The following is a 12,767-nucleotide window of genomic DNA, read 5'->3' on the forward strand; positions in this document are numbered from 1 at the left end:
CCCCCCCGCACATAGTTTGATGCATACCGGCCGCTTTCGGTTCCCCCCGAAATCGGACGACTTTGCAATCAGCCCCAGCCGAGTTCGTGCAACCTGTCTTCTTCGATTCCGAAGTAATGCGCGATCTCGTGAATGACGGTCACTGCAACCTCGTGAACAACCTCGTCCTCCGATGCACAGATGTCGAGTATCGAATCGCGGTAAATGGTGACCGTGTCCGGCAGGTACCCGCCGTAGTGAGAATCGCGCTCGGTCAGAGCGACGCCCTGATACAACCCGAGCAGCCCCGGTTCTTCCTCGTCACGTGCTTCGACAAGCACCACGACGTTGTCGATGGCCTTGGCAAGTTCAGGCGGAATCAGATCGAGTGCTTCGCCGACCAGTTCCTCGAACCGGTCGGGCGTCATAGTCACCGTCATGGCTTACGACGGGGGAGCTGCGCCGGGCAACGGCGTCGGCAACGACCGACCTTCCGGTGCAGCGGGTGGCGGGACCGGGGCGGCGCCGTTGATCAGGATGTCGCCCTTTGCGCTTCCGGTGATCGCGGCGAACCCGCCGGTTTCGACCTCTTTGCCGATCGAACAATTGACGCGACGGCTACCGGCCAACCAGCTTTCCAGTGAAATGTTGTCCCAGAACAGCGTCAGCGTCTTGTCGCGAAGTGCGTCTGCTGAACCCAGGTACTCGTTGGACGCCTGAGTGCAGACGCCCTCGAGGTAACGGTCCTGATCTTCGACCGACGGCATTGCGCCCGGGAATTGAGTGCCGAGGTCGATAACCGAAATGACCTCGTATGCATGCGGTTTCGCGCAATCGACCGGATCGGTCGGTAGGTTCTGGTTGATGCCGATGCACGTGCCGACGTCCCACACGTTCGACTGGTCCTGGTCCGCCACGCGGCCCACGAACGGTTGAAGTTCGCCGGTTGTTGTCGAGAACTGCAAGCCGCAACGCAGTGCGCGCTCGCCCGAAGCCCAACCCGATTCGCTCGGGAACATCAGGCCGACGCTGAACTTGCCCTTGGGGTCGAATTTCGAATCGAGGTAGGACATGACGATGGGTGTGCAGTGCTCGTCGCGGAGTTCGGCGAATCGAAGGGCGCCCGGGTACCGGGAACCGGGGCCGAACTCGGCGCCGGGGAAGACCGACAGGTCGAGTGGTCCGGCTACCTCGAAGCGGTGTTCAGTTCCGCACTGAACCTTCGACATGTCCGTGCGGTCTCCGCCCGACTCGGTCGCAGGCGTCCAGTTGAGGCAGTCGCCGGCGGCCGCCGCGGTGAAGGCGTCGTCGCGAGTGGATCCCGTCGCTGCTGGACCGCCACCACTGACACTGACCGAGGACGAGTCGTCCTTGTTCAATCCACCGGAAATCGCGATCGTTGCGATCGCGGCGACCACCGCACCGACCGCCACAGCAGCCAGGACCCGACGGGTGCGACTCGCTGAGACAGTTTTCTTCGCCGGCGTCCCCTGGGGATCTGCCGGATCTGGCGACTTCTCGATCTTGTCTTCGGACATCGATTCCATCATGCCTGTTGCCGTGGCGATATCGAACCTTCACTACAAAACTCACAAACGCGTCTGTGAGTATTTGTAGTCATGAGCGAAAACACCCCACTCGATCCCGAGGCTGTCGAGCTGGCGGGCCGGCTCTTCGACATGGCACGGACCGGCGACGCGGCCGGCTTGGCGTCGTACGTCGATGCCGGAGTTCCCGTCAATCTGACCAACGAGAGTGGCGACACGCTCGTCATGTTGGCGGCGTACCACGGTCACGCTGACGCCGTCATTGCCTTGATCGAGCGCGGTGCCGACGTCAACCGGCCCAACGACAAGAACCAGACACCCCTCGCCGGAGCCGTCTTCAAGGGCGAGGACGCGGTGGTAAAAGCGCTGGTGAGCGGGGGAGCCGACCCGAAAGGTGGACACCCGACTGCCGTCGACGCGGCTCGGATGTTCGGACGCGAGGACTACCTGAGTCTGCTCGAATCGTGATCTCCCCCTCTCCGACGTGGACGTGACCGTCGGCGAGCTGCGGTGAGTGGGTAAAGTTCGAAGTCGTGATTGACCTCAAGTTTCTCCGTGAGAACCCCGAAATCGTCCGCGAGTCGCAGCGCACCCGTGGAGAAGATCCAGGACTGGTCGATGCTCTGCTCGAAGCCGATGCGTCCCGACGCGCTGCCGTCCTGACCGGAGACAACCTCCGCGCAGAGCAGAAGGCCTTCGGCAAGAAGGTCGGCCAGGCATCTCCGGAGGAGCGCCCCGCGCTGCTCGAGGGTTCCAAGGAACTGGCAGCCAAGGTCAAGGAAGCCGAGGCCGCGCAGCACGAAGCGCAGGCCGCGCTCGACGCCGCACACCGCGCGATTTCCAACGTCGTACAAGAAGGTGCGCCGGCCGGAGGCGAGGACGACTACATCGTGCTCGAACACGTCGGGGAGATTCCGAGCTTCGACTTCGAGCCGAAGGATCACCTCGAGCTGGGTGAGTCGCTCGGCCTGATCGACATGGAACGCGGCGCCAAGGTTTCGGGTTCGCGCTTCTACTTCATGACCGGCTACGGAGCCATGCTCCAGCTCGGACTTCTGCAGTTGGCTGCGCAGAAGGCGATCGCCAACGGATTCACGATGATGATTCCGCCGGTACTCGTACGCCCGGAAATCATGGCGGGTACCGGCTTCCTCGGCGCTCACTCGGACGAGATCTACCACCTGCAGGATGACGACCTGTACCTCGTCGGAACTTCCGAGGTGCCCATGGCCGGCTACCACTCGGGCGAGATCCTCGAACTGAACGAAGGCCCGAAGCGCTACGCCGGTTGGTCCTCGTGCTTCCGCCGCGAGGCCGGCAGCTACGGCAAGGACACCCGCGGCATCATCCGTGTCCATCAGTTCGACAAGGTCGAGATGTTCACGTACTGCCGTCCAGAGGATGCCGACGCCGAACACCAGCGTCTCCTCGGCTGGGAGCGAGACATGTTGGCCGCCATCGACGTTCCGTACCGCGTGATCGACGTCGCCGGCGGAGACCTCGGTTCTTCGGCCGCGCGTAAGTTCGACTGCGAGGCGTGGGTTCCGACGCAGGGCACCTACCGTGAGCTGACATCGACGTCCAACTGCACGACCTTCCAGGCCCGTCGCCTCGGAGTTCGGTACCGCGACGAGAACGGCAAGCCGCAGACGGCCGCCACTCTCAACGGCACCCTGGCCACGACGCGCTGGATCGTGTCGATTCTCGAGAACCATCAGCAGGCCGACGGCTCGGTGCGAGTGCCCGAGGCATTGGTGCCGTTTGTCGGCACGGATGTGCTTCGCTGACACACTGAACAAACACAATCAGGGCCGCGACGGACTCCGTCGCGGCCCTGATTCGTACTTTCGTACTGGTAGGTTTGGAACTTTTTCCGAACTGACGGAAAATCAACTTTTTCCCGCCGATGGGCGCGGTGGCCACCAAAAGCGTTGTCGATAGGCCGCTTTGGCGATAGTTTTGCGTTCAATCGGATTTCCATACCCTGCTTTTCCATCCCGCGTCTGGTGATACGAGGGTGAGTCCGGGGTGAATTGGACAAGTGTCTTGCCAAAAGTAGTACGCGTACTAGTTTTTTCGTTATGTTGTGACGGCGCGCACACGTTTTGTCCGAATCCACTGCTCATGTTTGCCCTTCCGAAGGAAGTGCCCATGCCCCAAATCTCTCAGTTGCGGCGATTCGCCGTGCCCATAACCGGAACCGCCATGGTTGCCGGAATGCTGCTGATCGGGTCCCCAGCCTCAGCAGTTCAAAGCCAATTCAACTTCTCCACCTCATGCCAGGCGAAAGCACTCATCACTGTCGACAAAGTGACTACGAGTTTTGTCACCGTGGATGCCCCCACATCAGTTGCTCCGGGTGAAACCTTCACCATCCGAATGCAATCCAATGGCCAGTCCTTTCCGAACTCGGATTCGGGCGCCACAACAACCAATTTGTCGCGCTTGAAGAACGATTTCGATGTCCCGGCAAATGCCACCTTCATCAGTGCGGCGATCGTGCCCGGAACCTCGTTCAACTTGGAGAACGTCGCCCCCAGTGTCATCCGCATCAACGAGGCTGGAAGCCCTGACGCGGCGGGTCCATATCTCCGAATCTCGGGTAACAACGAGGTGATCGGAAACAGTCCCAGTACCAGCACGAACAGTGAGGGTGGGATCCGCGCACCCAAGACGAAAAAGAACCTCGACGGCAGCACCAACACCAACGGTGACAGTTGGTTCAGGATGCCTGCAATCGATATTACGATGATCGCCGGCGCATCCGGTGTGATTCAGCCGAAGGTCAGAACTGCCGGTGATGCTGCTACATACGGCAACGACAAGAATTTCAATACACAGCTTGCAAAAGCGAGTCTCCTCGGCACGCAATGGGCCCCGACCAGATGCACGCCTCGAGATGCGAAGGGTAGCGCTCTCAACGCTGGTGCAGGTCCGCTCGCGACAATCAGCATTGCTTCGGCTCCGGTCGATGTCGAGACCACGACGTCGCTGTCGGTTCCGGCGACGGCGATCACGGGCAGTGCGGTTGATCTGACGGCGACAGTTGCTCCGAACAATGCTGTCGGTACGGTGCAGTTCAAGTCGAACGGCACGGCGATCGGTTCCCCTGTCACGGTGACTGGCGGCGTTGCGACATTGAGCCATGCGTTCGATGCTGCTGGTGCGCAGAGTGTTACGGCTGATTTCACCGCTGGCGCTGGCTTTGTGAGTTCGTCGGCGTCGGCGCAGACGGTGACGGTGTCCGATCCGGCTCCGGTCGATGTCGAGACGACGACGTCGCTGTCGGTTCCGGCGACGGCGATCACGGGCAGTGCGGTTGATCTGACGGCGACAGTTGCTCCGAACAATGCTGTCGGTACGGTGCAGTTCAAGTCGAACGGCACGGCGATCGGTTCTCCGGTGACAGTCTCCTCAGGTGTTGCGACTCTGTCGCATGCGTTCGATGTTGCTGGTGTACAGAGTGTTACGGCTGATTTCACCGCTGGCGCTGGGTTTGTGAGTTCGTCGGCGGCGGCGCAGACGGTGACGGTGTCCGATCCGGCTCCGGTGGACGTGGAGACGACGACGTCGCTGTCGGTTCCGGCGACGGCGATCACGGGCAGCGCGGTTGATCTGACCGCTACCGTTGCTCCGAACAACGCCGTCGGTACGGTGCAGTTCAAGTCGAACGGTGCCGCGATCGGTTCACCGGTCACTGTTTCCGGTGGGACCGCGACTCTGTCGCATGCGTTCGATGTTGCTGGTGTACAGAGTGTTACGGCTGATTTCACGGCTGGCGCTGGGTTTGTGAGTTCGTCGGCGTCGGCTCAGACGGTGACGGTGTCCGATCCGGCTCCGGTGGACGTGGAGACGACGACGTCGCTGTCGGTTCCGGCGACGGCGATCACGGGCAGCGCGGTTGATCTGACCGCTACCGTTGCTCCGAACAACGCCGTCGGTACGGTGCAGTTCAAGTCGAACGGTGCCGCGATCGGTTCACCGGTCACTGTTTCCGGTGGGACCGCGACTCTGTCGCACACCTTCGATGTTGCTGGTGCTCAGAGTGTTACGGCTGACTTCACCGCCGGTGCAGGATTTGTCAGCTCCTCGGCGTCGGCTCAGACGGTGACGGTCTCCGATCCGGCTCCGGTCGACGTGGAGACGACGACGTCGCTCTCGGTTCCGGCGACGGCGATCACGGGCAGCGCGGTTGATCTGACGGCTACCGTTGCTCCGAACAATGCGGTCGGCACGGTGCAGTTCAAGTCGAACGGCACGGCTATCGGTTCCCCTGTCACGGTGACTGGCGGTGTTGCGACGTTGAGCCATGCGTTCGATGTTGCTGGTGTACAGAGTGTTACCGCTGACTTCACCGCTGGCGCTGGCTTTGTGAGTTCGTCGGCGTCGGCTCAGACGGTGACGGTCTCCGATCCGGCTCCGGTCGACGTGGAGACGACGACGTCGCTCTCGGTTCCGGCGACAGCGATCACGGGCAGCGCGGTTGATCTGACCGCTACCGTTGCTCCGAACAACGCTGTGGGTACGGTGCAGTTCAAGTCGAACGGCACGGCGATCGGCACTCCGGTGACGGTTTCCGGTGGGACGGCGACTCTGTCGCATGCGTTCGATGTTGCTGGTGCTCAGAGTGTTACGGCTGATTTCACCGCTGGCGCTGGGTTTGTGAGTTCCTCGGCGGCGGCTCAGACGGTGACGGTCTCCGATCCGACTCCGGTCGACAAAGCGACGAAGACGGTTCTGAGCGTTCAGGGTGAAGCCAAGGTCGGACTCCCCGTCGATCTCTTCGCGACAGTGTCCGAAGATCCCTCGGACGCTCTGGTGCCATCCGGCGGAACGGTCCAGTTCAAGATCGGTGGAGTCGATCAGGGCGCCCCGGTCGCGGTTGTGGACGGAGTTGCCAAGCTCCCGCACGTGTTCGGAGCTGAAGGCACCTTTGCAGTCACGGCTGTATTCAGTGGATCCGGTGTGTTCACGTCGTCCACTGCGGAATCCGTCGACGTCAATGTCACCGTTCCGGCCCCGTCGGATGTCGAAAGTTCCACGTCGTTGACGGCTCCGTCTTCGGCAAAGGTCGGCACGTCGGTGGAGCTGAAGGCTGTGGTCAGTTCTTCCGGCGCGACGTCGGGAACCGTCCAGTTCTTCGACGGAACGACTCCGATCGGTGCTGCCGTCGATGTTGTCGGTGGGCAGGCTGTGTTGAGCCACACCTTCACCACGACGGGCAACCATTCGATCACCGCGGTCTACAGCGGAGCCCAGGGCGTTACGGGTTCCACGTCGACTGCGTCGGTTGTGAACGTCGGTAACGGGGGCGGTGACTTCGGTTCGCTCGGATCGTTGTCGCTGCCGTTCGGTTCCTGATTCTCCGATGACGTGATGCCCCTTGCGCCCACGGGTGCAAGGGGCATCGCTCTTCGCAAATCGATGATTGGTCGTTAGCGGAACTACCGGCAATTCGCGAATATTTGTCTGAAATTACTGATACAAGTATTACTTTTGACGGGTACTGTACGAGCGTCCAGCTCCATTCCGATTCCGCCCTGTTCGAGTGACCTCCTTCCGTGCGGTTCCCGATCCACGTCTGTTGCTAGCTGAGGAGAGTTCGTGTTGGTGAGAAGAAGTTCCGCGGTTGTGGTGGCGGCGTTGGTCGGTGGCGTGCTGGTGGCCGGCGGTGTTGCTTCGGCAGCTCCGACGTCATCTCCCGCAGTGGAGAACTCGATCGGGTTCAAGCTGGGTTGCGATGGTTACGAGCATCCTGGCTTGGGCAGCATCTCCGACGAATTCCACTCCACGGGCGTGACGATCTCGGCTCCGGAGAAGGTCGTGGCGGGGTCGACGTTCACCTACCGAGTTCAGCCAGGCGCGATGACTGTTCCCACGAGTGGTCATGCGGGGCGTTCGGCGATCAGGTGGACACGGATGAAGTACGACTTCGACATTCCTGCGGGGGTGTCTTTGGTTGACGCTCAGGTAGTGGCGGGTACGTCGTCGAATTTGTCGGGTGCGGCGCCCTCGGTGATTCGAATCAACGACGGTGGTTCGCCGGATGCTGCAGGTACTCACTTGCGTATTGCTGGGAACAACCAGACCGCTGACTCCAACGGCGGCGGTGGAAACGGTCCGAGCACAAGTAAGAACGATGATGGCGGCATCGGCGCGGAGGCTGGAAAGACATTCCGGTTGCCGGCGATCGATGTGACGGTGATTGCCGGTGGTGCGGGTAGCACTGTGCAGCCGAAGTTAAGGGTGACGGATGGCAATTCGGGATCCTTTGATTCTCCGAAAAATGCCTTCACCTTCTTGCAGCGCGAGAAGGACTTCTTCACCGTCGCATACTGGGAGAGATACAACTGCTCACCGCATGATTCACGCAGCGCGGGATTGAATGCGGGTGGTCAGGCGTTGGCCACCGTCAACGTCGTCGCGCAAGCCGGGACCACGACGGCAGTGACGTCCGGCGGGTCGGCAACGATCGGTCAATCGACGGATTTGGTTGCGCAGGTCTCCCCGGCACCGACAGGCGGCACCGTTCAGTTCAAGGACGGCGGGACTGACATCGGCGCCCCCGTGACCGTTGTCAATGGCGTTGCCACACTGCCTCATACATTCACCGTAGCGGGAGATCACTCCATCACCGCTGTGTACGACGGAGTACTCGAGTTCCTGACCTCCACGTCGGCGGCGCACACAGTCAGTGTGGCTGCTGCCGATGTGCAGACGACCACGTCGCTCACGGTGCCGAGCAGCGCTGTCGAGCAGACCTCGGTCGCGCTGACCGCAAACATTGCACCGGCAGCCGAAGGTGGAACGGTCCAGTTCAAGGACGGTGGCGTGGACATCGGCGGACCCATCGCGGTGACTGCCGGAGCAGCGACCCTGGATCATACGTTCAGCACGACGGGAACACACTTGATCACCGCGGTCTATTCCGGCACTGCAGGTTTCGGCGGTTCGAGTTCTCAGGCTCAGTCCATTGAGATCTCGAGCTCAGCGCAAAGCACAACCACGACGCTTCAGGTTCCGGCTACGGCAGTTACGGGTAGTGCGGTTGATCTGACGGCGACAGTGGCTCCCTCGAATGCTGTGGGTTCGGTGCAGTTCAAGTCGAACGGTGCGGCTATCGGTTCTCCGGTTACAGTGACCGCGGGTGTTGCGACGTTGAGCCATGCGTTCGATGTTGCTGGTGCGCAGAGTGTTACCGCTGACTTCACCGCTGGCGCTGGGTTCGTGAGTTCGTCGGCATCTGCTCAGACGGTGACGGTGTCTGATCCGGCTCCGGTGGATGTGGAGACGACGACGTCGTTGTCGGTTCCGGCGACGGCGATCACGGGCAGCGCGGTTGATCTGACCGCTACTGTGGCTCCCTCGAATGCTGTGGGTTCGGTGCAGTTCAAGTCGAATGGTGTTGCTATCGGTTCACCGGTGACAGTCTCCTCGGGTGTTGCGACGTTGAGCCATGCGTTCGATGTTGCTGGTGCGCAGAGTGTTACCGCTGATTTCACCGCTGGCGCTGGGTTCGTGAGTTCGTCGGCATCTGCTCAGACGGTGACGGTGTCTGATCCGGCTCCGGTGGATGTGGTGACAACGACGTCGTTGTCGGTTCCCGCGACGGCGGTCACGGGTACTGCGGTTGATCTGACCGCGACGGTTGCTCCGAACAACGCTGTCGGTACGGTGCAGTTCAAGTCGAACGGTGCGGCGATCGGTTCTCCGGTGACGGTGTCCGGTGGGACCGCGACTCTGTCGCATTCCTTCGATGTTGCTGGCGCGCAGAGCGTTACGGCTGATTTCACCGCTGGTGCGGGGTTTGTCAGTTCGTCGGCGTCGGCTCAGACGGTGACGGTCTCTGATCCGGCTCCGGTGGATGTGGAGACGACGACGTCGTTGTCGGTTCCGGCGACGGCGATCACGGGTACTGCGGTTGATCTGACCGCGACGGTTGCTCCGAACAATGCGGTCGGTACGGTGCAGTTCAAGTCGAACGGCACGGCAATCGGTTCCCCGGTGACGGTGTCCGGTGGGACCGCGACGCTCTCGCACGCGTTCGATGCTGCTGGTGCGCAGAGCATCACCGCGGACTTCACTGCTGGCTCCGGATTCAAGAACTCGGTTGCGAGTGCGAAGTCCATTCAGGTCAGTGTTTCCGATCAGGAATCCGTAGTCGAACTGAATATCCCCACTGACGCCAAAACTGGTGTGGCGACCGACTTGTGGGCCACCGTCCGCACTTCGTCGGATGACGCTGTCGGTGTCGGTACCGTGCAGTTCTACGACGGTGGCGTCGCAATCGGCGGTCCTGAAGCGGTGACGGCCGGAGTCGCTGGTCTATTGCATACGTTTACCTCCGCGGGTGCGCACAGCATCACGGCGGTGTACTCGGGTGGAACTGGTGTAGTCGGGTCCTCGGCTCCGGCCCGGACGGTGAACGTTACGGACCCTGCACCTTCGGATGTCACCACGGAGACTGTGGTGACGGTGCCTACCGATGCCGTAGTGAATAAGTCGGTGACCCTGTCGGCGACCGTGACCTCGGTGCAGAACGGTGGAACTGTGCAGTTCATGGATGGGGCTACACCGATCGGTGACGCTGTGGCAGTGGTCAATGGGATTGCGGCGCTCAACCACACCTTCACCACCACTGGTGCGCACTCGATCTCGGCAATCTTCAGTGGCGCAACCGGATTCACGGGATCGACCTCGACGGCCCAGGCAATTCAGATCAAAGCGGCAACCGGCGGTGGCACGGGCAGCCTCGGTTCAGGCAGCGCTGGTTCGAGCGATTTCCTTCCGTTCGGTTCCTGACCGGAACAGTTCAGGTCGCGGCCCCGAGGCAATAACCCTCGGGGCCGATCGACAGAGTGAACTGCATCGAGCGTGAGTTACCCGTCCCGTCGGTGACGGGCAGCGTGACACGGACGTAGTCGCCTCGAACCGGAGTGACTGTTGCAGCGTCGGCGTCGAAAGACTTGATACCGGCCAGCTGATTCGGATCGAGCTTGAGTGGCGGCTGGCCGGTGGCGCCGGTGCCGTCCGGATCCCACGGGCTGTTGCCTGGGCAGATCAGCGGATAGAACGTCTCGACGTCACGGGTGTTGACCGGCCGCCCCGTTGCGCGCGAGAGAAACCTGACGACGGCGTGGGAAGCGTCGGCCGGAGTGTAGAAGTTGGATTGCCCCGCAGGGAAGACGAACGGGCAGGCATAGCCGGAAGCGATCTCCGAGCGCTTGGCGGCGACGGAGAGTCCGCCGCCGCTCCAGGTGACCGCGTACTGGCCGTCGACACCTGGCGCGGCGATGGCCGTCAAGATGGCGGGCACGTCCGAGTATCGGTCGGCGATCGTCGTGGGCGGCATCGTCCAGCATGCGTTCGTGAGCGCGTCGACGTCCAAAGACACCAGGTCTGTCGCCCAGGCCGCCAGCGCCGGCGCAGCAGCCGGATTGCCGGGCACGTCACCAACCGGAGGCGTCGCGACCGGCGCGGCGGGGGCAGTGGTGGTCGTGGGCGTGAGAGTGGTTGTCGTCGTGGTTTCAGTCGTCGGCGGAGACGGTTCGTCCGTCAGGATTCCCGTCCGTCCGTCGTCCTCACATGCGGTTATCGCCAACGTCATGGCGAGTGCGACTGCCCCCACTGCCGCTCGTCCTGCCGACTTCATTCGTTCGTACGCCCCTTTTGCGACATTCTGACCAACATCCACCCCATAACTGCTGCGGGTCAGATCACGGATTCCCGTCTACGCTAGCGAACTGTGGATCCCGTTTACAGAACAGTCATCGGCATCGCCCGTACCGTCTTCGCTTTCGAGGGCCTGAAGTTCTCCGTCAAGGGAGAGCAGAACATCCCGGCGTCCGGTGGCGCCGTGATCGCGATCAACCACACCGGATACATGGACTTCACGTATGCGGGACTGCCGGCGCGGACCCCCAAGCGCTACATCCGGTTCATGGCGAAGAAGGAAGTCTTCGACAACAAGATTTCCGGACCGATCATGCGGGCCCTCAAGCACATCCCGGTCGATCGCGGGGCAGGCGCCGACTCCTACAAGGCCGCCGTCGATTTCCTGAAACGCGGCGAATTGGTGGGCGTGTACCCCGAAGCCACGATCAGTCGGAGCTTCGAGATCAAGGAATTCAAGTCCGGCGCCGCTCGGATGGCGATCGAGGCCGGAGTGCCGATCGTTCCCGTCGTCATCTGGGGCGCTCAGCGAGTCTGGACGAAGGGCTATCCGAAGCGTTTGGGCCGCACCAACACTCCGATCTCCATCGCCGTCGGCGAGCCGATCGCGCCTTTCGAACCGGCGAGTGAGCTGACGGCGAAGCTGCGGTCGACGATGCAGGAGTTGCTTCTCGATCTGCAGAAGAGCTACGACCATCCGGCCGGAGAGTACTGGGTGCCTGCCCGCCTCGGTGGCAGCGCGCCGACGCTCGAGCAGGCCGACAAGATGGATGCCGACGAGGCTGAGGCGAAAGCCAAAGCACGCGAGGCACGGAAGTCCGAAGGCTGACCCATGTCCTTCGAACCCGTTTACACCGCCGTCGAGGTAGTCGCGCGTGGTCTGAGCGGTTTCCAGGGCGTGAAAGTCACCCGCACCGGGACGGAGCACGTCCCGGTGTCCGGCGGTGCCGTCATCGCGATCAACCACACGAGCTACCTCGATTTCATCCCGGCGGCTCTGGCGGTTGGGACCGCAAAACGCAAGCTCAGGGTGATGGCCAAGGCTGAGCTTGCGGACAACAAGGTACTCGGCTTCCTCATGCGTGGATGCGGCGTCATCGAAGTCGATCGCTCTGCCGGAGCGCAGGCGTATCGAGCCGGAGTCGACGCCCTCGAGCGCGGCGAATTGGTTGGCGTCTACCCGGAAGCGACGATCAGCCGGAGCTTCGAGATCAAGGAAATGAAATCCGGCGCAGCTCGGATGGCCATCGACGCCGGCGTGCCGATCATTCCGCTGATCGTCTGGGGCGCCCAGCGGATCGTCACCAAGGGCGGACCGAAAAATCTGGGCCGCAATCATTTCCCGATCTCGGTGGAGGTGGGTGCACCGATCGATCCGGTCGAACCCGCCGAAGCGCTGAGCGAGATCCTGCGCATCGAGATGGATGCGATCCTGCGCCACGTTCAGGACGGGTTCGTGCACGAGCCCGGGGCGTACTGGGTGCCTCGTCGACTCGGCGGTGGCGCGCCGACACCCGAGGAAGCCGCAGCCATGGACGCACAGGAACGCGCGAAGCGGGCGCGCTGAGC

General features: G+C 62.1%; 9 protein-coding genes. 6 read left to right on the forward strand and 3 right to left on the reverse strand.

The window, feature by feature from the left end; genetic code table 11:
• Positions 1–68: 68 nt before the first annotated feature.
• Positions 69–419, reverse strand: coding sequence for a metallopeptidase family protein (locus I7X09_RS14090; RefSeq protein WP_124566866.1), 351 nt, complete (start codon positions 417–419; stop codon positions 69–71).
• 3 nt (positions 420–422) lie between these two features.
• Positions 423–1,529, reverse strand: a complete 1,107-nt coding sequence (locus tag I7X09_RS14095; RefSeq protein ID WP_003945397.1) for a septum formation family protein — start codon at positions 1,527–1,529, stop codon at positions 423–425.
• 69 nt (positions 1,530–1,598) lie between these two features.
• Here I7X09_RS14095 and I7X09_RS14100 point away from each other — a divergent pair, with 69 nt between their 5' ends.
• The 4 genes from I7X09_RS14100 to I7X09_RS14115 all read left to right on the forward strand — a co-directional run bounded on the left by I7X09_RS14100 (position 1,599) and on the right by I7X09_RS14115 (position 10,328).
• A complete protein-coding gene (locus tag I7X09_RS14100; protein ID WP_095969677.1) occupies positions 1,599–1,994 on the forward strand; it encodes an ankyrin repeat domain-containing protein in 396 nt (131 codons plus the stop codon).
• 65 nt (positions 1,995–2,059) lie between these two features.
• Positions 2,060–3,313, forward strand: coding sequence for a serine--tRNA ligase (gene serS / locus I7X09_RS14105; RefSeq protein WP_095969471.1), 1,254 nt, complete (start codon positions 2,060–2,062; stop codon positions 3,311–3,313).
• Positions 3,314–3,677: 364 nt separating this feature from the next.
• Positions 3,678–6,887 carry a beta strand repeat-containing protein gene (locus I7X09_RS14110; protein WP_234036915.1) on the forward strand — a complete coding sequence of 1,070 codons (3,210 nt, stop codon included), beginning with the start codon at positions 3,678–3,680 and terminating at the stop codon, positions 6,885–6,887.
• 249 nt (positions 6,888–7,136) lie between these two features.
• Entirely contained in the window at positions 7,137–10,328 is a 3,192-nt protein-coding gene (locus tag I7X09_RS14115) for a beta strand repeat-containing protein (protein WP_200317397.1), read from the forward strand.
• Positions 10,329–10,338: 10 nt separating this feature from the next.
• Here the strand turns inward: I7X09_RS14115 and I7X09_RS14120 are convergent, their stop codons facing one another.
• Complete coding sequence (locus I7X09_RS14120; protein ID WP_200317399.1) at positions 10,339–11,178, reverse strand: hypothetical protein; 840 nt, start codon at positions 11,176–11,178, stop codon at positions 10,339–10,341.
• A 93-nt stretch (positions 11,179–11,271) separates the two neighbouring features.
• Here I7X09_RS14120 and I7X09_RS14125 point away from each other — a divergent pair, with 93 nt between their 5' ends.
• The gene (locus tag I7X09_RS14125) at positions 11,272–12,027 is read left to right on the forward strand and encodes a lysophospholipid acyltransferase family protein (RefSeq protein ID WP_042921233.1); all 756 of its coding nucleotides are present in this window, start codon (positions 11,272–11,274) and stop codon (positions 12,025–12,027) included.
• A 3-nt stretch (positions 12,028–12,030) separates the two neighbouring features.
• Complete coding sequence (locus I7X09_RS14130; RefSeq protein ID WP_095969475.1) at positions 12,031–12,765, forward strand: lysophospholipid acyltransferase family protein; 735 nt, start codon at positions 12,031–12,033, stop codon at positions 12,763–12,765.
• Positions 12,766–12,767: the final 2 nt, after the last annotated feature.

The organism is Rhodococcus sp. P-2 (genome assembly GCF_016598535.1).
Taxonomy (GTDB): domain Bacteria; phylum Actinomycetota; class Actinomycetes; order Mycobacteriales; family Mycobacteriaceae; genus Rhodococcus_F; species Rhodococcus_F baikonurensis.